The organism is Arthrobacter sp. MMS18-M83, from assembly GCF_026683955.1.
Lineage (GTDB): Bacteria > Actinomycetota > Actinomycetes > Actinomycetales > Micrococcaceae > Arthrobacter.
This window is the reverse complement of record NZ_CP113343.1, coordinates 475,287-501,983: the sequence shown is the minus strand read 5'-3', so window position 1 is coordinate 501,983 and position 26,697 is coordinate 475,287. Positions and strand designations below refer to the sequence as shown.

Below are 26,697 nucleotides of genomic sequence, written 5' to 3'. Positions count from 1 at the left end.
CACTCACTGATCACGGCGATCTGGTACATGCTCACCAACGGGACCGTTTTCGAAGACCTGGGCGCACACCACCTCCAACGAATCCATGAAAGCAGCACCCGACGCAAGGCACACGTCCGGTTCGGGCGTGCCGGGGTGGAACGCGTTCAGGTATTGGTCGAGGTGGCGGCAGGTATTGTCCATGATGGGAATCGTTCTGGTCTTCCGGCCCTTCCCCGTGAGTGTCACGCGGCCGCGGCCGGGGGTGGTATCGATGTCTGCAGGTGTCAGGTCGAGGATTTCCTGGACGCGCGTGGCAGCATCGAAGATTAGCAGGATGATCGTGGTGTCTCTCAGACCACGGCCGGTATGTTGTCCTGGCGCTCGGATCAGCGCCTCGACGGCGGGCATGGTCAGTGCGTCGGGGCATGGACCGGTGCGTGTGCTGGCCGGACTTATTTGACGTCCAGCCAGATCGCGACGAGTGCCGGGTCCTCTGCGGCGCGGTAGGAGAGGAAGGACTTGATCGCGGCCGGCCGTTGGTTCGCTGAGGAGGCTGCCATGTGCTTGGTATTAAGCAGCCGGGTGGTGAACCCGGCGATGGTGGTGGTGTGGTTGATGGCGTCGAAGGTGACCTCGGCAAGCTCCAGGTGCCGTGTTTCGCGGAGATAGGCGAGCAACATGTTCAGCGCGGTCTTGTAGGGGCGGATGGTGTGCGGACTGCCCCTTCGTGATCGGGGAAGGTGGACGGTCAACCAGGTGCGGACGAGACGCAAGAAGTCATCGGATGTCACGAGATGCCTCCGGGAGAATAGATTCGAGGTCCGTGTTGGCGAGCCTGCGCAGGTCGGGGCGGAAATCGGCGGCAAGGTGGAAGTAGTACCAGGTTTCTTCGGGGTTGCTGCGCCCAAGATGCAGACTCAGATAGGTGACCAGTGCTTCCGGGTCACGGCAACACCAACCTGGATGTTCACCATTGACAATGACAAGCGGATCGGTCGGCAAGGGCGTCCACCACACGAGGTGGTGGACGCCCTTGTTACCTTTGTAATTCAATTAGCGGCTGGGGTGTCTTTTCGTGCGCTCTGCCGCTACTTAGGGACTGCACAAACACCTGTGGGATGCACGGTTTCGGCTTTGTGTCCGGCATCGTGCTCGTTCCTTGCGGTATGTCATCCCAGGGATGCTCTGGGAAGGCGGATGGATCGCTCCGGGCCGGTGGTCCTGTTGCCACCGAAGGTGGGCTGTCAGAACGCGGCACGTTTGCCTCGAGGCACGCCCCTGCGGATAAACGAGCCGCGCGGCCCAAACACACCTGCCAAACGCACGAGCACCCATTCTTGGCCGCAGTTCCCCCGGTCCTCACCTTCATGCTGACCATCACGAGTGCAACCATACGCCGCAGCCGTGCCCCCAACTCGCTCGAGGACGCGGCGGCCTGACCCTGCCCTCTCAACAGTGCACCCAGCCCGGGCGAACCCCTGGCGGGGTGCCTTGCGTGCGCAGGTCCCATTAATCCAGGCCGGATGGAGTGTATCTACGGAGCCAAGTCGGCGATCTTTGAGGTTGGCATCGGCACAAACGTGTCGGTACACCGGCCGTTGTCGTCGAATAGGTGACCCAAGTGTTTGGGTGTCTTGAGGATGATTGACCGCCTGCCAACCGCTACGTTTTGAAACTTTTGATCCAGGAGGCGCTCGAAGGTATGTGCCTGAGCCAACCGTCGCATCCAGGCGGAGAAGATGAGGTTGTAGCTTCCTGCCACGGAGGAGACGAAACGGACCTCCTGCATGGTTGACACAGCCGTGCCCACTTTTTCCAGCATTGCCGGCGGGACGTCCATGAAGTACCAGAGGTGGACCGGCCAGCCGGAAAACGCCCTGTCCAGATCCGTGCGGAGTTGGATCTGGCCGCGGTTGCGCATGACATCAATCGCGTCCTGGGCGCGCTGGACCGAGACGCCCCCCAATTCAGCCACCCGGGTGGCCGGTGTCCGGGCGTCGGGCCCAAGCGCCTGGTAGACGGCATTCTCCAGCTCGGGCGAGATCGATTTTGCGGCCCGCTTTCTGGCCGTTTTCGCCGGGGGGATGGACTTAACCTCTTCAGGGGTCAGCGCTCCGAGCCGCCACTGCTCTCCGTGCTTCCATGGATTGGTCAACAGATGAGTTTGAACCGAACGAACATGCCGAGTAGTCCGTGCCACATCGAACAGGAAGCCTGCCAGACGCTCCTCGCTCCGTTCAACGACAGTAACCACCAACTCCAGATTTCCCATGCCTATATCAATGGTCATCGCCTGCGGCATACGCGAAAAGGCGCTCACCACGCCAGTGACATGTCTCGGGTTGCACTTGACGATGAGGATAGCGCCGATTCTCTGATGCAAGTTCACCGGGAGCCCCGTCGTCCAGACCACCCCCTCCTCCGTCATCTTCCGCCAGCGGCGGCCGAGCGTGACGGCGTCAACACCCAGCACGGGCACAAGTGATGACCAAGGTATACGGGGGTCAATCTGGAGGGCACTAATTATTCTGTGATCTAGATCATCGAGCATAGATTCATTCATCCCTGGTGCTTCTTTTCCACAATTGCTGCAATTTTACACATCGGATATCCCCTTTCCCTAGTCTCTTGGGCATCGCACTCGTCGTCGCGGTCATCGGGAGAGAATCTCCCGCTGTGAAATCCACTCTGGAACAGGTCCCACTATGAATGAAGCTCCTACGACCTCACAGGTCGCCGTGATGCCGGTGCTGTGGATCGGCGCGGCAGCGGTCTTCGCCGTCATCATCGCTCAATGCGTCATCTACCTCAAAGCCGCCCGCCGGGCCGCACCCGAAGCCGAAATGACCTCAACAGACTTCCGGACAGCATTCCGCACCGGAGGCTTGGCTGCTGTAGGTCCCTCGCTGGCGGTCTGCCTCGTGGCAATGGCCCTCCTGGCGATCTTCGGCGCTCCAAGCACCATGGCGCGCTTCGGTCTCGTGGGTTCCGCTGCCTTCGACGCCGTGGGCGCCAAGATCAGCGCAGAAACGATGGGAGCCAAGCTGGGCGGCCAGACCTTTACCCCCGAGGTTCTGGTGACGGTTCTGATTGTCCTTTCGCTCGGTGCCTGCGGCTGGATGCTCACTGCGCTCATCATCACGCCAATCATGAAGCGGGGGCTCGGGACGGCAACATCCGCCAAGAAACGCAAGTCCTCGGCCTTGGCTGCGCTCCTTCCGACTGCTGCCCTGGTGGGTGTCTTCTTCACCATGAGTATCAAGGAAGTTGCACATTCAGGTCCCAGCCTGATGGTGTTCCTTGTTTCCGCCGGGGTCATGGGTCTCTGCACCTTTGTCGCCCGCAGGTTCAACAAACCGGCGTTCCTGGAATGGGCGCTCGGACTGGCCATTATTGCGGCCATCGCTGCCGCGTACTTCACCCGCTGACCGACCCACCGCTGAACGGAACGAAAATTATGAAGATCGATGCCTCTGAGGCGCCCCCAATCGCGGTACCGCTGGCCGCATTCAACCGAACCACGTCCTTTTGGGGACCCGTCACCTTGGTCGCCGGTATGGCGTCCATGTTTGTCGGACCGGTGCTCCTCGCCATCTTCGGGGGATTTGAGGTTCGAATCGAGCAGGTACTCGTAGCATTCGTCGCACTCGCCATCGCGGTGGGCGTGCTGTGGGTCGTGGAGCCTGTCTCCTATTTCCCCATCCTCGGACCCGCCTCCATGTATCAGGCGTTCCTGATCGGCAACGTCTCGACCAAACTGCTGCCAGCCGTCCTAACAGCCCAGAACCGGATCGGCGCCAAGACCGGTACGCCCAAGGCCCAGTTGACGGCAGTGATCGCCATCTGCGCGGCGGCGATCGTCCACGTGATCTCACTCATCGTAGTTGTGGGGATCTTCGGCACCTTGCTCGTCAGCGTTTTGCCGCCCGCCTTGCTCTCCACCGTCAGCACGTTCGTCGTGCCGGCCATCCTGGGCGCATTCATAGTCCAGGCAGTGCTCACAAACCTGAAGAACTACCCCATACTCATTGCCGGCGCGGCAGTTGGCTGCCTCGTTGTCTTCGGGCTGCTGGACCACTTTCCATTGTTCTCCCCCTACGTGCCGCTCTTCGGCGTTGTCCTAACCGTCGCCGTCACCATGGTCATCTACAGAAACAAGCCCCAGAGATCCGACAGCACTGAATTGATGAAGAGCAGCCACTAGCTCCGGCTGGCCAGCAGCGGTAACGATCTCACAGATTGGAACAATATGACCCACATCGGCGACATCATCAGGCAAGTGGAGGAGCTATCACCCGAGTTCATCGCGGCCTCCGATTCCATCTGGGACGAGCCCGAGCTCCGCTGGGAGGAATACAAGTCCGTGGACAAGCTAACGGCCCTTGCCCAGCAGCACGGCCTGGAAATCACGCGGGGTGTGGGAGGCATCCCCACGGCGTTCACCGCTGAGGCGGGCACGGGAGGCCCGGTGATTGCGTTCCTCGGGGAATATGATGCCCTCGCTGGCCTGAGCCAATCCTCGGGTTCGGCGGTTCCGGAACCCGACGACGCAAACCAAACAGGGAACGGTCAGGGCTGCGGGCACAACCTCCTCGGCGCCGGTTCCCTTCTGGCCGCAGTCGCCACTGCGAACTACCTGAAGGAGAACAATCTGCCGGGCCGGGTCCGCTTCTACGGCTGCCCTGCCGAGGAAGCGGCTGCCGGCAAGACCTACATGGTCGCGGGCGGAGCCTTCGAGGGAATCGACGCGGCCATCTCCTGGCACCCCGGCACAGCCACCAAGTTCCGGCAGCACTCGACGCTCGCGTACACCCAGGCGTACTTCCACTTCAAGGGACTCGCGGCCCACGCCGGCGTCTCGCCACACTTGGGACGCAGCGCTCTCGATGCTGTGGAACTGCTGAACGTGGGCGTGAACTTCCTTCGCGAGCATATGCCGGATGCAGCGCGGATCCACTACGCCATCACCGACAGCGGCGGGCATTCCCCCAACGTGGTCCAGGCCAACGCCTCGGTTTACTACATCGTTCGCGCCCCGGAAGGTGAACAGATGCGCGACCTCTACGCACGTGTACTTCGAATCGCCCAAGGAGCAGCCTTGATGACTGACACAGAGCTCACCGTAGAGTTCGACGGAGCCTGCTCGGAGATCCTGCACAATGACGCCCTGGAGCTGCTCCAGTACGACGTAGTCCGAGAAGTGGGCCCGGTGCCCTTCGACGCAGAGGATCAGAGGAGAGGCGCCGTGATTGCCTCCAGCCTTGAACCCCGCGAGATTCAGGTTCAGAAGGAAGCTGTCGGCATGGACCCCCTCTCCGGGAAGTCGCTGCACGATGGGCTCCCTGCACCGTCGTTCACTTCCCCGCGACGGATCGTCACTGCCTCCACGGATGTCGGTGATGTGAGCTGGATCGCCCCCACTGTGCAGATGTACTCCGCGACCTGTGCCGTGGGCACCCCGTTCCATGCGTGGCAAACGGTGGCGCAGGGCAAACTCCCCGCCGCCCACAAGGGCCTCATCCATGCGGCAAAGATTATGGCAGGAACCGCTTTGACGCTGTTCCTCTCACCCGAAGCATTGGCCCAGGCTCAAAACGAGTTCACCGAACGTACGGCCCGTACCCCATACTTGTGCCCCATCCCGGAGGGCACGGTCGCTCCCCCGCTGCGGGCGCTGGCTAACGCCTGAGGCTCAAGCTGCTCGGGCTGGATGACTCAGCCGACCAGGACCTGGCGCCACCTCTCAAACCTGTCCATAAGAACAACCCCGATAATGGGCCAACGTCGGTCCACCCGGAATAACAAGTAAGGAATGAGTCATGTCCAAGAACGTGCAACTCGAGCGCCCGCTCGTCATCGAAACGGCAATGTCAGGCGTCGTCGCCAACACCGGCGGCGAAGAACAGACCACCGCGGGCATCGTAACCGAGGCCAAGAACTGCTTGGCAGCCGGAGCCGGGATCGTCCACATCCATCACGACTTCAGCCTCGGCCTGGACGACGCGATTGCCCAGGTTATCGATATCAACCGACGCGTCCTCTCCGAGCACCCCGGCGCCCTGCTCTACCCCGCGTACATGCCTGGACACAAAGTCGAGGAACAGATGCGCCACCTGCGCCCGCTTCACGAGTCGGGACAGATGACCATGTTTGCCTTCGACCCAGGCACCACCGAACACGGCAGGGCCGATAAGGAAGGGCTAATGACGGGGTCCATCGTCAGCGGAACCACATTCAGCCAAGCCACCAAGATGGTCGAACTATCCCATAAGTTCGGCGTCCCGGTCTCTCTCGGCATCTTCAACCCAGGATTCCTGACCTGGGTACGCTCGCTGGGAGCCGCCGGCAAATTCACCCCTGGTACCGTGGCGAAGTTCTACTTTGCGGGAGGGCCCGCCTGGGGCGCCAAGGGGTCCGGATCAACCTTCGGACTGCCGCCCACCAAAGAGGCCCTGGACCTTTACCTCGACCTTATCGATGGAGCAAACATCCCCTGGTTCGTCTCTTTAATGGGCGGAGAAATACTGAAGAGCGACCTGCTGAAGTACGCCATCGAAAAGGGTGGCAACATCCGCACCGGCCAGGAAGACCCGCTCCGCGTAGTCGGCACGACAAACGCAGAGATGGTGCAGCAGGTCATTGACGTCGCCAACGAGGTCGGCCGACCAGTCGCCAAGTGGCACGAAGCATTCACTGCCCTGTCGAGCGAATTGAGCCCCGTCAGCTGACGCGAAAATTGTGTGGTCGCGGCTGTGGCCCGGGGTTGGACGTCAGTGTGCGGGTTATGCGGTGTGCTGGAGCGGTTCGAGGGTGAACTGGTAGCCGAGACTTTCGAGTTGTTGGATGGCTCTTTCCTTGCTGCGTAGGGGCTGGCGTCGGGTGTAATAGTCCGGGCCCGGATCGGCGTAGCATTCGCCGGTGTTGAGCATGTGCCAGATGGCGATGAGGATGGAATGCTCGACGGCGACGAGTGCTTTCATTGGCCCGCGCCGGGACTTGATGCGCCTGTATTTCGCGCCGAGATAGGTGGTCTGTGATCGGGCCGCGGTCATTGCGGCGGTGCCCAGGGCCCGTTTCAGGTAGCGGTTCCCGGGCCTGGTCTTGGTCGATTTGACCCGCCCGGCGGATTCGTTGGCCCCCGGCGCGGTGCCGGCCCAGGATGCCAGGTGCGCAGCAGCGGGGAAACGGACATGTCCGCCCCGGTTTCGGCGATGATGACCTCGGCGGTTCGGCTGATGATGCCCGGGATTGTCGCCAGCAGTTCCCGGGCGGCGCTAAAAGGCTGCATGAGCTCATCGATCCGCGCGTCGAGGGTGGCGATGTCCTTGCTGGGGGCGTCGATCCGGTTCAGGAACAGCCGGGCCATGAATGCGTGGTGGGCGTTGAAGCGGCCGGTCAGCGCCTCCGTCAGCGCGGGGATCTTCCGTCGCGTGCTCCGTTTCGCGAGATCGGCCAGCGCTGCCGGGTCGTTCTGGCCCTCGATCAGGGCCTGGAGCCACATTTGAAGGTGTGGAAGTTCCAGCTACTGCCGAGGATGCAAGGTTCGCGGGAGGTTCGGCAGACAGTTCTGTCGTGAGAGGTTCGGGTCCTGCCGATGCGTACCTTGTCGCCGGGTCAGGCCGGGACGCCCGGCAGGGGTGCGTCGCCGCGGCAGATGGCTAACGCGGCGTCCCGGCCTCCTGGCCGGCGCTGAGGTCCATTATCGGCCCGGCCGAACGCTCTACAGGTGCCCCTTGTTTGAGTGGACGTGGCCATCATCAGTCCGCGTGTGGATCCGGCGGTCGGTGAGTCCGTCGACACCGTGCCTCGCATATTGCTGCTGTTTCCGCTGAACGCTACGCACGGATGCCTTATAGCCGGCGACAGATAGCTCGCTGACCTTGAGGGCTTCGCGGCTTTGTTTGGAGGCGCCAGAACCGTAGCCGGGGCGGGGGACTGCGCCCGATGCATCGGAGTCCGACCCACCAGCAGGCGGTTTCCAAATCGGTCTTGGTCACCGGGCTCAGGTCGGTCAGCCACAGTGATTTCGTGGGTAAGGGAGGGCACGTCCACCCATACGGTGTCGGTATCGGCAAGGCGGCGCAGCATCGGCCCGTGTGGCCGGACGGCGATGACGACGTATCCCTCGTTCTGCCAAGTCAACAGGTCGCCCAGGCGCGTCGATTGGGGAACTGTCCTAGCGACGGTGTCGAAGTTCAGATGCTCGTTGAGATCAACAGAGAGCCGCCGGTGCCAGATGTGACCGACAATCCAAGGATGAGTTGCCAGATAGCTGATAAGGTCCGCAGAATCATCCGGCACTTCGCCAACTAGAGTGGCAATCCACAACGGACACGAGTTCTTGCATTAAACGAAACTCGTCCTGGTCAACTGGCCCGGTAATGGACCTTTCGTCAATCCGACGTTCCCAGCCCCCGAGTCCGGTAGGCCGTGTTCTTGTCCATATTCCAGCCGGCGAGCATTCCGTAGCTGAGGAGTTGGTCGCTGAGCTTTGCCAAGCGGTAGCTGGGGTCTGCTTCCAGGGCGAGTTGCATGAATTGGTGGGCTTTGCTTCCCCGGCCTTCCCACCAGTTGATGTAGCCGATGGCGGTGAGCAGAGGTGCTGAGTGTTTGGTACTGCTGTGGGTGTAGGCGTGAAGCAGTATTTGCTGTGCCCATTCGACGCGGTCCCACTGCGGCTTGCCAGGAGTCTGAGCCAGAAGGATTTGTTCCATGGGGCCGTCTACGCCTGGGATGTCGGCGATGAGTTGGTCGCGGATTGCGGCGAACTGGAAGTTAGCGATCAGGGCGATGGTTTGGTCGTCGCTCGGGTAGGTTTTGGCCCCGAGGATGCCTGCCCAGAGAGTGCGTGCCTTCTCGATTGCGCTGTGGTCGTGGCACCTTCCGATCGATTCAATGTGGCCTTCAACGGCATCAAACGCTGTTGTCCTTTTGTTCGATGCCGGCAAAACGATCCGACCGGTTCGTGCGACCGCACTTCCGCGGTAGACAAGCTCGGCGTTGATCTCGCTGGAGTCGACCATCGACAGGGGTAGGGCACGATCAAGGCTTGGCTCGTCGTCGTACGGTGAAACTTTCTGGTCTCCGACGAGGAGGCCGTCGCGGATGGTGATGTGTCGCTCCGCCAGCGCGCCGGTCAGGGCGGCGATGACTGATGCATATGGTTTGTCCTGGCCGGCTGTTGGCGCGGCCGAGGTGTAGACGGCAAACAAAGCACTGGTGGCGTTCGTGTCGTTGGCGAGGTAGCCGGCGACGGTTCGCGCGTAGGCGAGTTCGCCGCCGTCGTGCTTGGGGAGGTCCACCCGGAGGGTCACGCCGATGTGGTTGGTGTCCAGGGTGATGCAAACGAGGCTTTCCTGCGGCCAGAAGCCGAGGGTGTGGCCGATGAAGCTGAGGACATCGGCAGGGGTTTTGATGGTGAGCGTTTCCATGATCCTTCTCCTTCAGAGGCGGCAGCGTCAGCCGTGGGCGTTAGCTTTCGGCGTCGTTCTGGTAGAGGATTCACCGCTGGGCATGAGGGGCCGGAGTGCAACTTGGGGAACCGGGAACGATCCAAAAGTTCGCGAGGAAATAAGCGGAGCGCCGAGCGAAGTTTTGGATTGGGAGCGGCGCGTGGCGCCCTGGTTGCGCGGAGGTCCCGCCCAGCAATGATCGAGCATCAGAATGACAAACAGCGAAGAATCTTCTGGCTATTCATAGCTGCGTCGGGGCAGCGCGGCATGACGCTCGAGCCTCGTGACGTACGAACGGAATCTATGGTGTGAGCCGTGCGCCGGAGCGTCTCTCGAGGGCGAGTTCGGCGCGTTCGACGACGGAGCGGTCGTGTGCGTCGAGGCGCCCGTCTATCGTGGGGCTGGCCATTTCACAGTCGCGGATTTCGACCAGTCGGCGATGGAGCTGTGTTTCGGCGTGCCGGCTGAGGACGATGAGCGCGCTGGCCCGTCGCTTCTCGAGGATCAAGTCGTGGTGGGTGAAAGCCACACGGTTCCAGATCGGCCCGATTTCCAATAGCAAGAGCCGGACATGGAGTAGGAATCTGCCGTGTTTTAGCTGGCCTTCGAGCCGGGGGAGAAGCAGCCCGAGGCCCACCAGGAGAACTGCAAACGTTTCGCCCACCCAATAGAGGACGGTCAGGACGGCCGCAGAAGGGCTGGCAGCGCCGTCGATCTTCGTTAGGACTCCATAGACCAGACGGTCGACGAGGACCAAAGCAAAGAGGACGCATCCGATGGCGATGAGGACGAAGGCAGATCGGAATGCACGCGCCCGCATGCTGGGGACATTGTCATGGCACACCCGTGCGATATCGAGACAAATCCACATGATGAACGCGGACCCGCTCCAGAGGAACACCGCCATCCCTGGTTGGTCGCCGTAGGTCAGAGGCAAGTTGGGATCAGTGGCGTCGGCGCGGCTCGTGAGAAATCCTGCCGTCACTGCCGAGCACGAGATGACCGCAGCCCACCGACCGAAGGCGAGTTGCCGACGTCGTACTTCACTGTCTTCAACCGCCGCCAGTAGGATGGCCGTCCGGAATTGCCAGAATCCCAGGAGCAGAGACAAAAGAGTCACCAGACCGACGTGGTTCCGGCCGCCGAGCAACGGATCCACGCCGTAGTAGACCGCCGGGATGTACAGGGTGCAGGCGACTGCAGCGAGGATGGTCGCACGGAAGACGCTGCCGCGGTGTGGATCGAGCGCTGCCGGCAGCCGGAGGATCGTCAATACCCAGAGGGTGGCTGCCGGGACGTACTCCATCAGCCGAACACTTTGCGGAACGCCAACGGCTCCGGCGGCGTACCGGCGTCGCTGTTGATGATGCGTGTTGCCAGCTGATCGGCGAGGGCTTCAGCGGTGAGTTCTGCGTTGTCGGTGTAGCTGCTACGGGCGAGGGCGCGCAGCACCCGTTCGGGGTCGAGGTCGGGGAGGAGGCTTTTGGCCAATTCGCTGCTTTGGCCATCAAGATCGTGGTCGAGGATCATGTGGCTGAATTCGTGGAGGATGATCTGTTGCCGGTGCCAGTCGGACCTAGTCGGTGCGTGGAGGACGATGTCCTGGTCCTCGCAGATAAGCCAGATCCCGCAGAGTTCTTCACCGGCTAATTCGGGAAGCTCTTCCACCGTGATGGTCCTGCCGCGTTTTTGCTCAAGTTTCTCGTGGATGAGCTGCAGCGTGGCGTCGTTGGGCAAGCTGAACGCGTGTTCTGCCTTCCTCGCTATTTTGCGGGCTTCACGGTAGTTCATTGCCGGACGGGACACGTGAGGACGGAACGTTGACCGGGCCGATCTGGTCCAGTGTGTACCCGCTGGGGTACAGGCTCGAGCCGGCGTGACCGGGGGTGAAATGTGGTTTGGTTTTCAGCGGACGGCTGCGGTGGATCGCGTTGCGTGCGGCGAGTCCGGTTTTGAGGGCTGTTCGGGAGATCCGGCCCGCTCGGGGGAGGCCGAGCGCGTCGGTGAGGCGGTCGTCGTCGAGCATTGTGCTTATGAGCGGTTTCGCCAGGGGGCGCAGGGGAGCTGGTAGCCGGCTCTGGAAAACCCGGACTGTGCTGTCCATGAGGAGTTGGCCTTCGGCCGACGGAGCGATATGGGTGGCCTCGTAGTGGTCGAAGAATTCCTCGGCTTCCGCGTAGGTGGCCGGCATGTCGGTGATATTCATGCGGGTGCCCAGTTCCGTGAAGAAGTGTGAGGCGGCCGCGAGCTCAGCTGTTGTGGCTTGACGCCAGGCATGTTTTTGGATCCAGCGGATCGGTACGACCAGCAGTGTGAGGAGGACGTAGAGGAAGTCGTCCTTGCTTCCGGGTACGTTGCGGTGCACACGGTTGAGCAACTCGGCCATGGTGCGGCCGCGGTCGCTGTCCAGGCCGCTGGCGATGAGCTCGTAGATGACGATGGCCGTGTCGTACGAGCGCTTCATGGGGCGCTGCTGGATCTCGGCATTGGTATGGAGGGTCGCTGCGATGCTTGGGATGGCGAAGTTGCGGTAGTACGCGAGGAAGAACCCGAGTTCCATGTCCGCAGCGAGATCGAAGAGCGCCACCTGGCGGAATGTGGTCTCCCAGTCGCTGGGGGAGGCGGTTTGCTGGCGGTGGAGGCTCGCGGCGAGGGTGGTGTTGATGTTCACAGTGCCCCCGTTCGCCGTGTCCGAAGTCCGCGTTCGAAGCTGGGCTCCAGCTCCCCAGCTAAGCGGACCTATTCCATGGTAGAACCGTTGCTATCGCGTGGCTAGTTAACGTGTAGACGGGTCTACTTTGTCTTTTTTGGGGCACCTTCGCCCAAGGCCCGGAGCAGGCCCTTTTCGCCCTGGCGCATCATGAGGGTGTGGGCTGCTGTGAAGGCCGGGGCCGCGATCGGCGTGAGTAGCTGCATCCAACGGTGGGTGGGGCGCACCCGCCATTCGATGTCCAAACGCGTGGCTTTGTCGTTTGCTTCCGGGATAAGGGTGACCTTGCCGGTGCCCTCGAGATGGCCGCCGGCGTCGAACTCAATTTCCTTTGGGGCGGTGACCTCAGTTGGGTGGATGCTGATGGTGAGGGTGTAACCCAGGGATGCCTTGAAGTTGAGGTAGGCGGTAGTTGCTTTGAGGATGTCCTCCTGAGAGTTGCTCTTGGCCTCGGTTCGGACTAGCGGTGCCGCGAAGCTGCAGTGCGGCCACCACTTGGGCCAGCTCATGTCGATGTCTGCGATGATGGCCCACACGGCTTCAGGGGTGGCGGGGAGGTGCCATTTGGAACTGAGGTCGAAGAGGCGAGAGGACATGGCTCTATTTTGGCACGATGACCAACTCCGCTCGGCGGCGCTTCGGGCCTTTGACCGGGAGGGGAATGGGTTTCGCAAGAGACTTGGGTGACTGTAGTCGAGCAACTTGGAACGACCAAAGCCCGAGAATCATGAATTTCACTGGATGCGTCGACCAGATTTTTGATTGATTGGCACAAGGTGGATCCAATTGTCTGCATTTGGGAATTAGCCCAGATTTTTCATCTGCCGCTGGTGGGCCGGCCGGGGGCGGCGTTGATCGCTGATCGGCTGTGATCTGGATTTTGGCGGGGCTGGAGTGGCCCTGGTGCCGCCGGGATCGGCGCGGATTTCCACTTCTCCGTTGGGTGTTTGTTCTGTGTCGTGGCGGTTGGAACCTTGGACCTGGCTACGTAGGCTTTGCCGGGGCGCTTTTCAGTCGCGCTGGGAGGTCTTTGATCCGGTCCAGCAGGACGGTGATGAGCTGTTTCTCCGGTGCCCTGTCTGGCAGGAGCAAGGTCCTCCGGCGGGCGCGGGTGATGATTTTCCCGGCGGTCGCGAAGAGCCGGTAGCGCCAGCGTTTGATGTCCCAGGACCTGGCGTGGTGGCCTTCCGGGAGGGCGGTGAGCTGCAGCCAGGAGGTGAGGTTCAATGCCAGGGCGGCGATGTTGGCCCAGGCCTGGTTCGCGGCGAAATCGTAGAACGGCAGCTTGCCCAGGCCGGTGTTCTTCAGGGTCTTGATCCGGTTCTCGCACCGGCCCCGGGCCCGGTGCCGGGCATCCAGGAACGGTCCGTGCCAGCGCGGTGCGTTCGTCAGGAACGCGGTGATGCGGTGCCCGTCCAGATCCAGCAGGGTCGGGGCCGCGCCGGGGTGCAGCGGCTCGGCCCGCAGGTAGATGTTCGTGCCCGGCGGGTAGTCCTTCAGCGGGATCACTTCGGTGGCGTTGATGACCCACGCGTTCGTGCGGTCGGTCCCGTGCTGGTCCAGGGCCGGTTGCCAGTACTGTTTGTCGTTGATCCAGTCGATCATGTGGGCTTTGGCTGCCGGGACCGGATACGAGACGGAGAACTGCACGCCCAAGGAGTGCAGGTGCCAGAGGAACTTCCGCGAGGCGCCGGCACTGTCGGTGCGGACCAGGATCCTCTGCCCGTCCAGCTTCCCATCGGGGAAGAAGCTCTCGGGCAACTGGGCCGTGGCGGTCTCGAAGACACGGATATGGTCATCGGCGCTGTTCGCCCCCGCGCTGCCGGGCCGCAACACGCAGGCGAGGATTTCCCCGGTGCCGTTGCCCGTGCCGTAATCGATGCTGGCGATGAACGGGGAGAAACCGTACCCGCCTTTGTACGTGCCCGCGGCCAGTTCCTTGTCACTGTGCGAGGTCACCAACGTGGCATCCAAGTCAACGATCAAGGGATCGGCGGCGGTTGCCTGGCCGCCGGGTTCGAAGTTCCCTGCAGCGTCCCAGGCCCTGGACCGCAGTTCCCGGGTCAGGGTCTCGAAGCCGTAGCTGAACAGTTCGGGGTTGGCGACGGTGCGTTCGAAAAACCGGGACACGGTCGCGTTCGAGGGCACCGGCCCGAAGATCCCGGGCGAGGAACGCAGCATGTCCAGGTCGCTGACGTGCTCGCCGCCGCCAGCGAGCATCAGGGCCAGGGAAGCGATGAGCCGGCCGGGCCGGTGTCGGGCGCCGGAAGGAGCGAACTGGCCAAGCCGGTCCTCGCAGAGTCCGCGGAAACCCAGCGCGTCGATCAATTCCGTCAGAATCTTCGTTCCGGCGTGGGACACCAGTGACTGGCCGGTGAAGCCAACCGCTGCAGCAGGGAAAAGCCGGGTAAAATGATGCATCGAAAGGGTGCTCCTCACGATCAGGAAAATATGGCGTCGAATACCACTATTTTCCCAGCTCAGAGCACCCTTTCACTGCTTTAACGCGCCACTCGCGCCAGCTGGCCACGAAAACCCCGGGTTAGGGCTCGCGACTATCAGCAAGCTCGGAGCCCTTGAATATGTTCAAGGTTGTTATTCATCCGACGGTCGCGGCAGCGGTTAACGGGATTGGCATGAGTCAAGGTGTGTTGGCCGCAGTATTGGAGGCTTCGTTTGCCGCCGCAGCTGGAGTCTGTAGGTTGGCTCTGCCGCGTTTTCGCCGATGGCTTTTGGGAAGCTTTTCGTCTAGCGCGCAACCTACGACGGCGATCATCTCGATTTCGGGACCCTTAAGAATGATGGAGCTAAACGGTGTTGGGGAGAGAGCGGTAGGGGTCTTTGAGCTGGCGAAATGGATCGGTTGGTGGAGGACCAGTTCCCGATCAGCCAACTCGTGCTCAGTACTGAAACCTAAGACGGGGCCGACCCAGATCTCACCCGACTTCATTCGGACCCTTGCCACCGAAATGTGGCCTTTCGGCGCGCGTGATTGGAGGACTTCGGTCCAAAGGGAGTGAGAGGATGTGACCCCTTGGGAAAGCCAAGGGAACTTTGCCTTGGCCCGGTCGTATAGCCCGTGGAGTTTCATCCAGAGGCGGGCAAATAGGAAGCTTGCCACTAGGTAGACGGCCAGACCGCCGACTAGTTGTCGAGTGTGGGCGCCTAGGTACTGGGGGTCGCGTTTAAGTAGGGCGGTGACGTCGGGAGGGTCTTCCGGGCTCAGGATATAGAGCCAAAACAAGAACGCCAGCGCTCCTGCGAAGACACCAAGAACAACGGAGGCGACAACTGCCCGGCTGGCCTCGTAGAAGGCTGATTCTTTAGTCCGAGTGTATCGCCGGCCGCGGACCAGTTCGTAGTAGAATCCGGGTGCGACGGCCAGGATGAATACGAGGACGCCGAATGCCGAAGTTGGCACTAGTCGTTGTCAGAGCCCGCCGAGGTGCTCGTGTCTGCGGTGCTGGTCAGGGTGGCGATAATATCCGCGACTGACTGGTTTGACGCTATCTCCGTATGGGAGGAGACGGTGAGGAAGCCCTTTTCGATGAGTCCGAAAGTCGGGGCAGGGCGGGTCTCTTCGTCGGCCATCTGGATGGTCCTTTCCTCGGCGATCTTGGGCGGTGTTCCGCACAAGGACAATTCTAGAACGAGGGGTACAGATTTTCGGGAGCTGGGATGGCTTGGGGGTCCCAGGCGGAGGTCTGCGAAATAGATCGGCGTATTGAAAGCCCCATTCGTTGAGGTAGCTATCGCCGAGCGCCTGGGCGAGCCAAGCCATGGCCATCGGGCTCACAGCCTTATCGGAATCGTGTTTCGCAGAAAGAGCGCATGTCCCTTGTCCGCAAGTGGGGTAGTTTGCCAGCGTAGTCAGCACCGGACTACCCATGGTTAGACGTCATCTTCTCGCGGACAGAGCGGGTGATGGCGTGAAGTGCGAGTTCCGGCACCGCCTTGATTGCTTCGCCGAGAATGTATTCGACGGGTACAGCACTGGCGTCTCTCGAAACAGATGTGAGCTGCATCCATCCATTCGGCTCGTACCTGGCCAGACGGGAGAGCTGAACAAGACGGCCCACCACAACAGAAACGGGTGAGCGGGCAGACCGGTGTCGTCGAGTTTGGGGTAGAGATAGCGAACCCCGTGATATTCCGAAGCCCGCTCGGCCAAGGTAACTGTTTCGGCCACGGTGTCGGGTTTGGGGAATTGGAGTGGGACGTCCAGCCACCTTTCCGAACCGTTGAACCCATGTTGGTACGGGATGGGTTGGACCGGATTTATCAGACTCCATCCAGCTAGAGAGGGTAATCGGCCAGGTGCTCTCGGAGAAGTTCTCTTTCTTTCTCGATGCCTTCGCCTTCGACCACGCCGCGGGTCGCGGAAGGATCGTTGGCGCTCACCTGCAAGTCGACGGGGAGGGGGTAAAGTCTGTCACGGGCCGGCGCCGGGGCCCCACAATGTATGAATCCTCCGGAACGAGTATGAGACGCTGCAGACCGCCACCGCCAGATAAACGGAATTTCTCAGCCTCGGGAAGTAGACCCCAGATGGTGCCGAGAGGAACCGGCTCGCTCATAGGAGAGGACTCAAGCGCTTGAGCCACAACGGGAAACGCGCCCGTAGGCTCCCCATGGACCATGAGCGAAGCCAGGCCCTGCGAGGCCACCCCCTGCAGATCCCCGTCCTTTATTCCGTGTCCGCTCAGTCGGTACTCGTCATTCCCGATTTTGGGCGACACCGCGGCGATCGCCCTTCCCAGCTGCGACAACCCGTAAAACAGAAGTATCGGTTGGGTAGCTGTCCCGACGGTCGATGCGGCGGTAGATAGCTGTTCAGCCTGTTCTAGCGCGGCGTCAAATGTCACCGCAACCCGGACACGCCCCAGGGTTTCACGAACGAGATGCTCATCAACGACTCCGTGGTCCACGAGTTCGATGCCATCCGTTTCTTCACCGGCGAGGAAATCACCTCCGTGCAGGTCCGTCTGGGCAAGGCGACGCGCAACGCCCCGAACAGCCAGCACGATCCCCAGCACGTCCTGATCGAGACCGAGTCCGGTGTCCTGGCCGACGTCGAAATCTACGTGAACGCCAAGTTCGGCTACGAAGTCGCCACCCAGGCGTCCTTCGAGGACGGCATCGTGAGCATCGGTGGCGACGGCGGTCCTTACGTCCGCAGCGCCGGCCGCTGGGGCGGCAAGGTCACCCCTGGTTTCGAGGAGCGCTTCGGTGCCGCGTACGACGTCGAGGTCCAGGCCTGGGTTGACGCCGCCCGCCGCGGCGAAATCGGCGGCCCCACCGCCTGGGATGGCTACGCCACCGCTGTTTGCTGCGAAGCCGGCGTCGAAGCCCAGAAGTCGGGCGAAAAGGTCACCGTGAAACTGCAAGCTAAACCTGACCTTTACCGCTGACCACCGGACCGGGGAGGGACGGTAATCGCCCCTCGGACCAGTCGACCTTTATCCAGCGATCAGCGAATCCCGCCTTCATTCCTGAATTTGCGCATTGTTTTCGACACTGCGAGCATCACCTGCCCCACCCGACAAAGGAGTCTTCATGGCAACTGTCCAAGCTCACCGCGGAGCACCCAATCCGGCACCGCTCCCGCCCCTGACCGACGGGCCACACCGCAAGCGCTTGGGTCTGGTGGCCCTCACTGCGACGTTCGGCGGCCTGCTCTTCGGCTACGACACCGGTGTCATCAACGGTGCACTCCGGCCGATGACCACGGAACTCGGCCTTACCCCTCTCACCGAGGGGATAGTGACCAGTTCACTCCTGTTCGGTGCTGCCGTCGGTGCAATCGGGGGCGGCCGGCTATCCGACGTCTGGGGGCGCCGAAAGACCATAATCCTTCTTGCCCTCATGTTCCTCGTCGGAACTCTATCGTGCGTTTTCTCACCGAACTTCGAGGTAATGGTCCTCGGCCGTATTATCCTCGGCCTTGCCGTTGGCGGCGCGTCCACCGTTGTTCCCGTGTTCCTCGCCGAGCTTGCTCCCTACGAGATCCGCGGCTCGCTCGCGGGCCGCAACGAACTTATGATCGTCATCGGCCAGCTGGCCGCATTCGTCTTGAACGCGATCATCGGCAATGTCTGGAGCGAGTTCGGCGGCGTCTGGCGCATCATGCTCGCCGTCGCAGCTCTGCCTGCTCTCGCGCTGTTCTTCGGCATGCTGCGGATGCCGGAATCGCCTCGTTGGCTCATCTCCCAAGGCCGCTCTCAGGAGGCCCTTGCCGTCCTCAGGTCGATCCGCTCTGCTGAGCGGGCGGCTGCTGAGCTTGCCGACGTCAAGCACCTCGCCGACGAGGAGAAGGAAATCAAGTGGTCGGGCTGGAGTGCGCTTCGGAGCAAGTGGCTGCTGCGCATCCTGCTCGTCGGTATCGGCCTCGGCGTCGCCCAGCAGCTCACCGGCATCAACTCGATCATGTACTACGGCCAGTCCGTGCTGGTCGAGGCAGGCTTCAGCTCCAGCGCCGCGCTTGTCGCCAACATTGCTCCCGGCGTCATTGCAGTCATTGGCGGCCTGATCGCACTTCGACTTATGCAGACCATGAACCGCCGTAGGACCCTGTTGACAGGGTTCGCTCTGACCACCGTTTGCCATTTCCTTATCGGTATCGCCTCAATTGCATTGCCCGTCGGGAACCCGGCCCGTCCCTTCGTTATCCTCTTCCTCGTGGTCGCGTTCGTCGGATCCGTGCAGACTTTCCCCAACATCGCCGTGTGGGTCATGCTGTCCGAGATCTTTCCCCTTCACATCCGCGGGTTTGCGATCGGCGTCTCGGTCTTCTGCCTCTGGATCGTTAACGCCTTCCTGGGCCTCTATTTCCCCACTCTCGTCGCAGCCGTCGGCATCACCGGATCCTTCTTCATGTTCGGCGTGGTCGGCATCCTTGCCCTCGTGTTCATCTACACGCAGGTACCCGAGACCCGCGGGCGCACGCTCGAAGCGCTTGAGGAAGACGTCACCACCGGCGCCATCTACCTCGTTCACAAGACGAAGTAGACGGATTCCGGCGGCATGCTGGGGCCGTCCGTGCCGTCCGTGCCGTCCGTGCCGCACGTATGGCACGGACGGGATGCTTTCCGGGATGCAACCCAGCCCGCGGTAAGGAACCCAGGTGTGTTGCTGACGCGGGCATCTACCGACCTCTTGTGGCACGAAAACTGCGCACTACGGCCGACAACCGGAACTGATATTGGCGTTGTCTTCAAACAGACACCTTGAGGTGTCGACGGACCTTAATCGCTGGACCAATTCACTCGCCCTGGCGGGAGCTTACTCGCCGAGCGTAATTGCCTCTGCTTCAACCTCCGCGCCTTCGGTGAAACGGCGGTCCGCCCTGTTCAGGAGCCTGGCGAAGGTGATCACGAGTACCGCCGCAACCAGCACGCCGAACGCGCCGAAGAGGAAGGGCGCGGTCTGCGAGAACGTGGCGGCCAGCGAGGCGGCAATCGGCGGTGCGATGGCGCCGCCGATGAAGCGCACGCCCGAATAGGCCGAGGAAGCCACCGCTCGCGGAAGATCGCTGGCCTCCATGACGCACTCGGTCAGCACGGTGTTGATCATGCCGATGATCAGGCCACCGACCACCACCATCACCACGAGGGCCGTGGGGCTGTGCACCACAAGGCCTGCGGTCACCAGGGCGGAGGCGAACAGAATGAGGAGAATCCAGAGCACCCGGCGCGGGGGAAGCGCCTAGTGAGCACAGGTGCCCCGACAACGCTGGTGATGGCCACGCTGATGCCCCAGCCGGTGAAGACCATGCCGATACCAAGGGCCGTGAAGCCAAGCGCGTACGGCGTGTATGACATCAGGACGAAGAAACCGATGTTGTAGCAGAACGCCACGAGGGCGAAAACGAGGATCGCCGGGTTCGCCAGGGCCCGGAAGGCGGCGGAGACCGAGGCGCGGGCCGGACGAATCTCCTGCTTGGGCATGAAGGCAAGGATTGAGATGAAGGCGATGAAGATCAAGGTGGCGGTGCCGAAGAATGGAGCCTGCCAGCCGATCTGGCCGAGCAGGCCGCCGACCAGCGGTCCCACCGCGATACCAAGGCCGAGGGCCGCCTCGTAGATGATGATGGCGGTGCCGGTGCTGCCGCGGGCGGCGCTGATCATGGCGGCCAAAGCCGTGGAAATGAAGAGGGCATTTCCCAGGCCCCACAGGGCGCGGTAAAGGATGAGCGCCTCGATGGAGGAGGCGAAGCCGGCCAGCCCGGAGGAGACCACGATGATGACCAGGCCCAGGAGCAGGGTCTTGCGGGCCCCGATGCGCGATGACACCCAGCTGGTGAAGAACATCGCGATGCCGGTGATCACCAGATAGCTCGTGAAGAGGAACGAGGTCTGGGTCTGGGTGGCGCCCAGGGACTTCGTCACCGACGGGAGGATCGGGCCGACCAGGCCGATCCCCATGAAGGCGATGACCGAGGCGAAGGCCAGGGCCCACACGGCCTTGGGCTGCTGGAAGATGGATCCCTTGTCGGGGTGTGTTTCTAGCTGGGCTGATTTCACTCGGGCTTCCTTAATTCTTGGGAGGTGTTAGTGGGACCGGATTAGTTCTGGAGGCTGGATTCGAGAAGCATGAGGGTCCGTGCGATTGCGGCCCGGTCTTCATCGGAGAATTTGCCGAAGCGCGGGACGAGGACGGCGGAGATTTGCTCCTGCCAGGCCTCTACCGCGGTGTTTCCGGCGGGCGTGATCGAAATCACCGAGGCGCGGCCGTCCTCGGGGTCGTTCTCACGGGCGACGAAACCTTCCGCCTCGAGTGCTGTGACAATCTTCGTGGCGCCGGGCTGGGTGATCCGTTCGTAGGCTGCTATTTCACCAATGCGCGAGGGGCCGAACTGGCGCAGGAGGCCCAAGGTGCGGTAGTGCGTGGAGTTGCGTGGCTCGCCCGTGAGCGTTGCGGCCATGCGGGTCACCCGGTGGGTGGTGCTGATGAGCTGGGTGATCAGGGCGGCATCTTCTGCAGGCATGAACACAACATACCACAGTTATATAAGTTGGTTATATAACTGGGGTTGCCACAGGCCGCCAGGCCGCAGATGCATCACGAACGCCCGCCGGTTGAGGTACGCCCGCCGCGGCACACACCAGTGGATACAGAGAAGCTGGTAATCGCCGGCCGGTCAACGACACGCCGACAAAAACCAGGGTGCTGTCGGTCAGGTGACGGGAGCGCCGTCGTGCGCTGCCTGCGGTCCACGCACCGGTGGCCGCTCAGCCACGGCCTCGCGGGTGGATCGAAGCTAAGGGTCCCAAAAAGGAACCTGCTGAGGGGTGTCGAAGTTGTGCAGTCGGCTTCGGACATTCCATGCAGACGACTTCGAAAACTGACATTTTGTAGAGGAGCGGGAGCCGCCAGAATGTGCAGCGGTGGGGTGCTGGCATATGGGAGGCGTCGGGTCTCTGGGCAAAGCGGCGCAAACGATGCATCCTTTGAGCGCCGTTCTCTCGCGTCACACCGGGGTGCTGCAGACGGGCTGGGAATGATTGCGGGTAAACTTATCGGGTCCCTGCCCTTGGACCGGCTTCTGCCCTCGCCCGGCAGGGCTGCCTACGTCGAGACTGTACCGGCGCAGGGCTCACTCTGGTAGCAATCGGAGATAGCGGCCTTGCACAGATCGGGCCTTCCGCGAAAACTTGGGTGTTTGCCCGCAGAGTGGGCGTCGAGGATCGATTGACTAATCCGTCCGCGGGATGAGGCTGGTTGCTGTCCGGCTGCAATAGCCCATGCATCTTGGCAAGCTCCCCGCGTGACATTGGCTGTCTGCTTCGTGGCTGGCGCCGGGACGAGCTACGAGTAAGTCGTGCACTGCTTTCTGACCACTTCAGAACTCCATCTACGTCCATAAATATCGGCGCCCGCGTTGGCCAATATTGGAGCAGCCAGACTTTGCGTCCGGCCGGAGCTGGCGCAAGACGACAGGGTTTTCCCTCGGAAATCCGGTTCCAATGACTCGATGTTAGTTGCCGGCTACCAGGATTTGGTAGGACGCACCGCAAAACACGTTGGACGAATCTGAAGCTCTGCGCTGCGAAAAACGGAATATTTCCGCCCCGCCCAGCCTCAGGAGCTTGCGCCCGAGGTGCTGCCCGAGCCGAGTGCGAGTTCATTGGTAAAGAGTGTCGCGAACGTTGGGACGGTCACGCCCCATACGGGTGGGGGATTGCGACTACCGGTGTGTATCTGGCCTCATTGACGGCTCGAGCGAGCTCGTGAAGCAGTCTAGGCATGGCGATACGGGCGCGTGCTCGAGTCGACGGAGGCCGCTGGAACCCAATTGATCTTGGGCCCAGCGGTGAAAAGCCGGAGCGGCTCCGTGCGCGAGTGCACTGTCGGCAGCACCGTCAGTCCGCGCTGGTTGCTGAGGTACTTCGGTTAAACTTGCGCTGATCAGAGAAATTTTGCGTGCGCCGGGAGACGAGATCCGAGAATTCGTCCAAAGCTGGCGTGGCGTTGTAGACGTCTGCGTTTCCGGAGCTCCTTGCCATATGCTGTGCGATCTGGTGAAGTGCGGAGAACAGATGAACGCCGCCAAGCGCCGACCAGCCGCGAGACCATCTCACTCGCTGTGCTATCTCCCATACGGAGGCCGTTGTTTTCGATGCTGCCGCCACCTCTCGTCCTCGACGCAAGTGGTGGGCGCGGATCGCTTCTGTCCGCTCCGGGAGATCGTTGATGGGCGAACCGTGGCCCGGCAGGCCAAGACGCACATTCTCAGCATCCAGAGCGTCGAGAGCGCGGAGATAGTCGACCATGGGATTGCGGTCCGAGATGCCTCCCAATCCGACGCCCGGGTTCTCTTCCGGCAACACGTGGTCGCCTACAAATGCGATGGAATGTTCACGGTCGATCACGCATACGTGGCCGGGCGTGTGCCCGGGGGTGGCGAGGACGATGAGGGTCCGACCGGAGATTCCGAGATCCTCGCCGTCGCGGAGCAGCTTTATGTTAGCAGGTGGTCCCTGGGGGATATGCGAAGAGCTCACAGAGATCAGCTCAGCGAGCCGGTCGGAGGGGACTCCCCAGTCGCGCAAGAGTCGCTCGGGGTCCTTGCCGCCGTAGCTCCGGCCCAGTGTCATGAGCGTGAGATCGGCCTCGTGGACGCGGATCGTCCCGCCCGAGGCTCTGCTGATCCGAGTGGCCATGCCGGAGTGATCGAAGTGACCGTGGGTGACCGTCACGCTGCCGACATTCGCGACGCTCGCCCCACGGCGTGCAAGAGTGGACTCCAGCCGTGCCCAATTTGCGTCGGTGTCCGGTCCGCAGTCGATCAGGTGATATTCCGATCGACTGCCTTCGACGAGATACGCGTTCGACGTGCGATCGCTCAAGCCGGGGAAGCCCATCGCTATTACCTCAGCCGGAAAATTGTCGCACAAACCCATTAGGGTAGTCTCCTCGTTCTGTCGCCCGTGCCGACCCAGGCAACTCAGTTGTCCCACTTGCGTGTGGAGATAACTCTACCGACAGTAGTTAGCTAGGTAAAGTAGTTGTGTGATCTGAACCATCTCTCCTTACAATGATGAAAGGATTCTGTGATGACTCTCGACGATGTGATCGCACAGCAGGAAATTCAGAATGTGCTGCTCCGTTATTTTCGGGCCATGGACCGCGTGGGCAATGAGATCGGTTACTCGATCTTTCACGATGACGGGGTTGGAGATTACGGGCCGGGTATCTTCTCGGGGCCTGGCCGCGAGCTCATCGAATGGCTGAATGTTTACAACCGCACCCTCATTACGAGTCATCATCAGATGTCGAACTCGACGATTGAGGTGAATGGCGACCTTGCTGCGAGTGAGACCTACGTCAATGCCACTCTCATTCGCCAGGAGGGCGGGGACTACATGGTGCGCAGCGTCTATGGCCGCTACATCGACAAGCTTTCCAAGCGCGATGGTCGCTGGGCTATCGACAGTCGCTTCTACCGCCGCGACTTCTTCTACGAACAGAAGGTCGCTGACATCACCATTGGTGAGAGCAGCTCTCGTACCGCAGACGATCCGTCGTATGCGGCATTCGCCGAGTTGCGGTCTTAGGCGCACCGCGGTTGCGGAGTCTCGGGGTCAGCGCGAGACCTTGCCCCGAGCGAATCCAGTCACCGCAGGGTGATTGGTCGCAGTCTGGCCCATGCTGCAGCGATGACTACGACGGATGCCGCGAAGCTCGCGAACCCCACCAACCCTGATCGTGGCGCACGGCGTGCATGTGGTTCACGTTCGCATAGGCCCTGTGCTTCTGGCCCATGGCGCCGCCGAGTAGAAACGCGCGTATTGTCCGCTATTTTGCGGGGTGTCGACATGGCCGCTCCGGGGGTGGCCCTTCGACCGCTTCGCCAGATGACGGGCGATTCACACTTCCCCGAAGTCTTCCTCGACGACGTTGTACTGCCCCTCGACGGCGTTGTGTGGGGGCGGATGGAGCGTTGTGAGCGATACCCTCAGCAATGAGCGGGTTTCGATCGGCGCCGAACCGGGGCTCGAGGCTGCTCGGCTTGTCGGGTTGGCGCGCGAGGGTCGCCCAGAGAGTCAGCGAAACATCATTACCGAACGGATTCTCGGGTTGCCCGCCGACAAGGACGACAACCGCCGGCTGCCGTTCAATCAGCTGGTGCGCGGATGATCGGCAATCTCACTCTGGAAGTATTAGTTAGCTATGTGTAGTATTTGTCTATCGCTCCACTAAGCGTGCGCTTTTCACAGGAGGAAGCAATGTCATCAAAGCCGATGCTGAAGCTCTATCACACCGGAATCATCGTCGACAATCTGCAGAATGCGATGGACACGATGGGACCGGCACTCGATCTGATGTGGGCGCCGCCGCGCACATCGACGGTCCCGATGCTCTGCCCTGACGGCGTCGTCGGGCGTGAGGTGCGGTTCACTTATTCACTGCAGGGCCCGCATTACATCGAGCTTCTCGAGCAGATCGACGCAACACCCTACCTCAATCTCACCGGTGGTCGGCGCGTTCACCACCTCGGCTACTTCACCGATGACCTGGTGGGTGCGGCCGCGGATCTCGAGCGCCGCGGATACCGTCGCGAGCTGTCGGGCGTCGACGAGAACGGCGGAATCGCCAGAGCGACATTCCACTACAACGACGAAGCGCCCGGTATGTGGATCGAGCTCGTTTCCCACGAGATCGCCGCAGAGATCGGCGACTGGATCCGCGAGGCAGCCGAGGCGAACGGCGTTCCCTTCCAAGACCCGTTTGCGTTGCCCGCGAAGACGGCATGAGGTTCAGGCGATGACACTCAAGTCAGGGATGACTCCCAAATCAGGTCTGCCGCTTCTCGAACGAGTCCAGTTGCTCCTGGCTGGCGACTCCGAAATGCTCGCCGACCCCTTTCCCACCTGGAACCAGCTTCGTGAGGAGCATCCGGTCTGGCGACTCCACGATGCGGTGGTCTTGAGTCGATACAAGGATGTACGTGAGCTGCTGGGTGACGACAACGTGCTCTACAGCAGGGCGGCGACCAAGCACTCGCGACGGTACGAAGAGGCTCGCGAGCGGTTCTCGCCTGAGGGGCGTGAAGCATTCGACTCCGTGCTCGACCAGGAGTTCCAGCAGCTGGTGCGACTCGACCCGCCCGATCATCCGCGCATCAAGGCGCTCGTTCAGCCGCCGTTCGCGATTCGCTCGCTGAAGGCTGAGATGGATGGGAAAGTAACGGCGCGCGTCATGCAGGGTCTCGACGAACTCGCTGTTGTCGATGGCGTCGTCGACTTCAAACGATTCGCGTACACGCTGCCCCTCACCGTGCTTGGCGACCTCCTGGGCATCCCGCTTGGCGATCTCGAGCAGATTCATGAGTGGGCGAAGCGGATCGCAGAGAACAAGTTCAACGCCGATTCGGAAGAGTCGGCGATCGAGGGGGCCCAGGCGTATGCGGGGCTGATGGATTACATCGAGGTACTGCTCGAGCGCCAGAGGGAATCAGGGGCAACCACCGGTCTCATCGCCGCGCTGATCGATTCCGAGCGTTCGGGTCTGATGAGCCACGACGAATCGAAGGCGATGGTCGCGTTGATGATCTTCGCCGGCCACGAAACAACCAGCAATCTGCTGACAATCGGCATGCTGAGCCTGCTGACCCACCGCGACCAGTGGGACGCCCTCGTCGCAGAACCCGACCTGGCCGTGAAAGCAGTCGAAGAGCTGACCCGGTTCGTCACACCCGCCCACTTCTTGCCGTACGTTGCTGCGCAGTCGAGGGTCATCGACGGGGTGCAGATCGAGGTCGGCGATACGGTCATTGGAGTACTCGCGGCGGCGAACCGCGATCCCTCTGTGTTCACTGACCCGGATTCGCTCGACATCCAGCGAAAAGAGAGCCGGATGCACATCGGGTTCGGTATGGGAACGCACTCTTGCCTCGGGGCGGGTCTGGCCCGCATGGAGGCCGTCGCATTGTTCCGCCAGATGGCGGAACGCTTCCCCGACGCGACGCTGGCCGAAGACTCGTTCGAATGGGGCGGCCGATCGCTGAGGACGCCCCTGACGCTGCCGCTGGTGCTGAACGCTAAATGAGGG

The 26,697-nt window shown here is 61.8% G+C and carries 27 protein-coding genes and 2 pseudogenes; 10 read left to right on the top strand and 19 right to left on the bottom strand.

What is annotated here, in order from left to right:
* Positions 1-3 precede the first annotated feature (3 nt).
* The 4 genes from OW521_RS24300 to OW521_RS02395 all read right to left on the bottom strand — a co-directional run bounded on the left by OW521_RS24300 (position 4) and on the right by OW521_RS02395 (position 2,545).
* Positions 4-390 carry a tyrosine-type recombinase/integrase gene (locus OW521_RS24300; RefSeq protein ID WP_442781293.1) on the bottom strand — a complete coding sequence of 129 codons (387 nt, stop codon included), beginning with the start codon at positions 388-390 and terminating at the stop codon, positions 4-6.
* A gap of 44 nt (positions 391-434) precedes the next feature.
* Positions 435-773, bottom strand: a complete 339-nt coding sequence (locus OW521_RS02405; protein ID WP_268022627.1) for a site-specific integrase — start codon at positions 771-773, stop codon at positions 435-437.
* Complete coding sequence (locus tag OW521_RS02400) at positions 760-984, bottom strand: hypothetical protein (protein WP_268022625.1); 225 nt, start codon at positions 982-984, stop codon at positions 760-762. The genes OW521_RS02405 and OW521_RS02400 overlap by 14 nt, the downstream gene beginning before the upstream one ends.
* A gap of 532 nt (positions 985-1,516) precedes the next feature.
* Positions 1,517-2,545 (bottom strand): Lrp/AsnC family transcriptional regulator, encoded by a 1,029-nt coding sequence (locus OW521_RS02395; RefSeq protein WP_268022623.1) that lies wholly within the window; start codon positions 2,543-2,545, stop codon positions 1,517-1,519.
* A 142-nt stretch (positions 2,546-2,687) separates the two neighbouring features.
* Between OW521_RS02395 and OW521_RS02390 the strand changes: the two genes are divergently transcribed.
* The 4 genes from OW521_RS02390 (at position 2,688) to OW521_RS02375 (ending at position 6,710) form a co-directional block, all read left to right on the top strand.
* Positions 2,688-3,410, top strand: a complete 723-nt coding sequence (locus OW521_RS02390; protein ID WP_268022622.1) for a DUF5058 family protein — start codon at positions 2,688-2,690, stop codon at positions 3,408-3,410.
* A gap of 29 nt (positions 3,411-3,439) precedes the next feature.
* Positions 3,440-4,186: a hypothetical protein gene (locus OW521_RS02385; protein ID WP_268022621.1), complete on the top strand. Its 747-nt coding sequence runs from the start codon at positions 3,440-3,442 to the stop codon at positions 4,184-4,186.
* Between the two features lie 45 nt (positions 4,187-4,231).
* A complete protein-coding gene (locus tag OW521_RS02380) occupies positions 4,232-5,671 on the top strand; it encodes an amidohydrolase (protein WP_268022620.1) in 1,440 nt (479 codons plus the stop codon).
* Between the two features lie 130 nt (positions 5,672-5,801).
* Positions 5,802-6,710 (top strand): 3-keto-5-aminohexanoate cleavage protein, encoded by a 909-nt coding sequence (locus tag OW521_RS02375; RefSeq protein WP_268022619.1) that lies wholly within the window; start codon positions 5,802-5,804, stop codon positions 6,708-6,710.
* Between the two features lie 54 nt (positions 6,711-6,764).
* Here OW521_RS02375 and OW521_RS02370 read toward each other — a convergent pair.
* The 11 genes and pseudogenes from OW521_RS02370 to OW521_RS24295 all read right to left on the bottom strand — a co-directional run.
* Positions 6,765-7,477 (bottom strand): annotated as a pseudogene (locus OW521_RS02370) (transposase); the annotation flags it as partial.
* 898 nt (positions 7,478-8,375) lie between these two features.
* Positions 8,376-9,413, bottom strand: coding sequence for a DUF4192 family protein (locus OW521_RS02365; RefSeq protein ID WP_268022617.1), 1,038 nt, complete (start codon positions 9,411-9,413; stop codon positions 8,376-8,378).
* A gap of 322 nt (positions 9,414-9,735) precedes the next feature.
* On the bottom strand, positions 9,736-10,740 hold the full coding sequence (locus OW521_RS02360; RefSeq protein ID WP_268022615.1) for a hypothetical protein: 1,005 nt from the start codon (positions 10,738-10,740) through the stop codon (positions 9,736-9,738).
* Positions 10,740-11,225, bottom strand: a complete 486-nt coding sequence (locus tag OW521_RS02355; RefSeq protein ID WP_268022613.1) for a hypothetical protein — start codon at positions 11,223-11,225, stop codon at positions 10,740-10,742. Before OW521_RS02355 ends, OW521_RS02360 begins: the two co-directional genes overlap by 1 nt.
* Positions 11,212-12,105 (bottom strand): oxygenase MpaB family protein, encoded by an 894-nt coding sequence (locus OW521_RS02350; RefSeq protein ID WP_268022611.1) that lies wholly within the window; start codon positions 12,103-12,105, stop codon positions 11,212-11,214. The genes OW521_RS02355 and OW521_RS02350 overlap by 14 nt, the downstream gene beginning before the upstream one ends.
* Before the next feature lie 122 nt (positions 12,106-12,227).
* Positions 12,228-12,740, bottom strand: coding sequence for an SRPBCC family protein (locus OW521_RS02345; protein ID WP_268022609.1), 513 nt, complete (start codon positions 12,738-12,740; stop codon positions 12,228-12,230).
* 388 nt (positions 12,741-13,128) lie between these two features.
* Positions 13,129-14,565 (bottom strand): IS1380 family transposase, encoded by a 1,437-nt coding sequence (locus OW521_RS02340; RefSeq protein ID WP_268020240.1) that lies wholly within the window; start codon positions 14,563-14,565, stop codon positions 13,129-13,131.
* Between the two features lie 220 nt (positions 14,566-14,785).
* Entirely contained in the window at positions 14,786-15,565 is a 780-nt protein-coding gene (locus OW521_RS02335; RefSeq protein ID WP_268022607.1) for a DUF6338 family protein, read from the bottom strand.
* On the bottom strand, positions 15,565-15,735 hold the full coding sequence (locus tag OW521_RS02330) for a hypothetical protein (protein ID WP_268022605.1): 171 nt from the start codon (positions 15,733-15,735) through the stop codon (positions 15,565-15,567). The genes OW521_RS02335 and OW521_RS02330 overlap by 1 nt, the downstream gene beginning before the upstream one ends.
* Before the next feature lie 290 nt (positions 15,736-16,025).
* Entirely contained in the window at positions 16,026-16,169 is a 144-nt protein-coding gene (locus OW521_RS02325; protein ID WP_268022603.1) for a hypothetical protein, read from the bottom strand.
* A gap of 372 nt (positions 16,170-16,541) precedes the next feature.
* Positions 16,542-17,009, bottom strand: a complete 468-nt coding sequence (locus OW521_RS24295; RefSeq protein ID WP_442781292.1) for a YaaC family protein — start codon at positions 17,007-17,009, stop codon at positions 16,542-16,544.
* On the opposite strand from OW521_RS24295, the pseudogene OW521_RS02320 reads away from it, so the two are divergent.
* Positions 17,007-17,555: pseudogene (locus OW521_RS02320) on the top strand (Gfo/Idh/MocA family oxidoreductase); the annotation flags it as partial. The gene OW521_RS24295 and the pseudogene OW521_RS02320 overlap by 3 nt on opposite strands.
* Positions 17,556-17,700: 145 nt before the next feature.
* The gene (locus OW521_RS02315) at positions 17,701-19,152 is read left to right on the top strand and encodes a sugar porter family MFS transporter (RefSeq protein WP_268022601.1); all 1,452 of its coding nucleotides are present in this window, start codon (positions 17,701-17,703) and stop codon (positions 19,150-19,152) included.
* A gap of 273 nt (positions 19,153-19,425) precedes the next feature.
* On the opposite strand, the gene OW521_RS02310 is transcribed toward OW521_RS02315, so the two are convergent.
* The 4 genes from OW521_RS02310 to OW521_RS02295 all read right to left on the bottom strand — a co-directional run bounded on the left by OW521_RS02310 (position 19,426) and on the right by OW521_RS02295 (position 23,492).
* Complete coding sequence (locus tag OW521_RS02310) at positions 19,426-19,791, bottom strand: hypothetical protein (RefSeq protein WP_268022600.1); 366 nt, start codon at positions 19,789-19,791, stop codon at positions 19,426-19,428.
* Positions 19,788-20,666, bottom strand: coding sequence for an MFS transporter (locus OW521_RS02305; RefSeq protein WP_268022598.1), 879 nt, complete (start codon positions 20,664-20,666; stop codon positions 19,788-19,790). Before OW521_RS02305 ends, OW521_RS02310 begins: the two co-directional genes overlap by 4 nt.
* Before the next feature lie 41 nt (positions 20,667-20,707).
* Positions 20,708-21,130, bottom strand: coding sequence for a MarR family winged helix-turn-helix transcriptional regulator (locus OW521_RS02300; RefSeq protein WP_268022597.1), 423 nt, complete (start codon positions 21,128-21,130; stop codon positions 20,708-20,710).
* 1,375 nt (positions 21,131-22,505) lie between these two features.
* Positions 22,506-23,492: an MBL fold metallo-hydrolase gene (locus OW521_RS02295; protein ID WP_268022596.1), complete on the bottom strand. Its 987-nt coding sequence runs from the start codon at positions 23,490-23,492 to the stop codon at positions 22,506-22,508.
* Positions 23,493-23,699: 207 nt separating this feature from the next.
* On the opposite strand from OW521_RS02295, the gene OW521_RS02290 reads away from it, so the two are divergent.
* From OW521_RS02290 to OW521_RS02275, 4 genes are all read left to right on the top strand, one after another.
* Entirely contained in the window at positions 23,700-24,200 is a 501-nt protein-coding gene (locus OW521_RS02290; RefSeq protein ID WP_268022594.1) for a nuclear transport factor 2 family protein, read from the top strand.
* A gap of 388 nt (positions 24,201-24,588) precedes the next feature.
* Positions 24,589-24,783: a hypothetical protein gene (locus OW521_RS02285; protein WP_268022592.1), complete on the top strand. Its 195-nt coding sequence runs from the start codon at positions 24,589-24,591 to the stop codon at positions 24,781-24,783.
* Between the two features lie 89 nt (positions 24,784-24,872).
* Entirely contained in the window at positions 24,873-25,400 is a 528-nt protein-coding gene (locus tag OW521_RS02280; RefSeq protein WP_268022590.1) for a VOC family protein, read from the top strand.
* 10 nt (positions 25,401-25,410) lie between these two features.
* Positions 25,411-26,694, top strand: a complete 1,284-nt coding sequence (locus OW521_RS02275; RefSeq protein WP_268022588.1) for a cytochrome P450 — start codon at positions 25,411-25,413, stop codon at positions 26,692-26,694.
* The last annotated feature ends 3 nt before the right edge of the window (positions 26,695-26,697 follow it).

Bases quoted from the DNA above. Each gene is read 5' to 3' on its own strand.
- OW521_RS02355 (WP_268022613.1), bottom strand. From the start codon at position 11,225: ATGAACTACCGTGAAGCCCGCAAAATAGCGAGGAAGGCAGAACACGCG.
- OW521_RS02390 (WP_268022622.1), top strand. From the start codon at position 2,688: ATGAATGAAGCTCCTACGACCTCACAGGTCGCCGTGATGCCGGTGCTG.
- OW521_RS02385 (WP_268022621.1), top strand. From the start codon at position 3,440: ATGAAGATCGATGCCTCTGAGGCGCCCCCAATCGCGGTACCGCTGGCC.
- OW521_RS02375 (WP_268022619.1), top strand. From the start codon at position 5,802: ATGTCCAAGAACGTGCAACTCGAGCGCCCGCTCGTCATCGAAACGGCA.
- OW521_RS02345 (WP_268022609.1), bottom strand. From the start codon at position 12,740: ATGTCCTCTCGCCTCTTCGACCTCAGTTCCAAATGGCACCTCCCCGCC.
- OW521_RS02315 (WP_268022601.1), top strand. From the start codon at position 17,701: ATGGCAACTGTCCAAGCTCACCGCGGAGCACCCAATCCGGCACCGCTC.
- OW521_RS02340 (WP_268020240.1), bottom strand. From the start codon at position 14,565: ATGCATCATTTTACCCGGCTTTTCCCTGCTGCAGCGGTTGGCTTCACC.
- OW521_RS02290 (WP_268022594.1), top strand. From the start codon at position 23,700: ATGACTCTCGACGATGTGATCGCACAGCAGGAAATTCAGAATGTGCTG.
- OW521_RS02325 (WP_268022603.1), bottom strand. From the start codon at position 16,169: ATGCAGCTCACATCTGTTTCGAGAGACGCCAGTGCTGTACCCGTCGAA.
- OW521_RS02395 (WP_268022623.1), bottom strand. From the start codon at position 2,545: ATGAATGAATCTATGCTCGATGATCTAGATCACAGAATAATTAGTGCC.
- OW521_RS02275 (WP_268022588.1), top strand. From the start codon at position 25,411: ATGACACTCAAGTCAGGGATGACTCCCAAATCAGGTCTGCCGCTTCTC.
- OW521_RS02330 (WP_268022605.1), bottom strand. From the start codon at position 15,735: ATGGCCGACGAAGAGACCCGCCCTGCCCCGACTTTCGGACTCATCGAA.
- OW521_RS02300 (WP_268022597.1), bottom strand. From the start codon at position 21,130: ATGCCTGCAGAAGATGCCGCCCTGATCACCCAGCTCATCAGCACCACC.
- OW521_RS24300 (WP_442781293.1), bottom strand. From the start codon at position 390: ATGCCCGCCGTCGAGGCGCTGATCCGAGCGCCAGGACAACATACCGGC.
- OW521_RS02380 (WP_268022620.1), top strand. From the start codon at position 4,232: ATGACCCACATCGGCGACATCATCAGGCAAGTGGAGGAGCTATCACCC.
- OW521_RS02365 (WP_268022617.1), bottom strand. From the start codon at position 9,413: ATGGAAACGCTCACCATCAAAACCCCTGCCGATGTCCTCAGCTTCATC.
- OW521_RS02360 (WP_268022615.1), bottom strand. From the start codon at position 10,740: ATGGAGTACGTCCCGGCAGCCACCCTCTGGGTATTGACGATCCTCCGG.
- OW521_RS02280 (WP_268022590.1), top strand. From the start codon at position 24,873: ATGTCATCAAAGCCGATGCTGAAGCTCTATCACACCGGAATCATCGTC.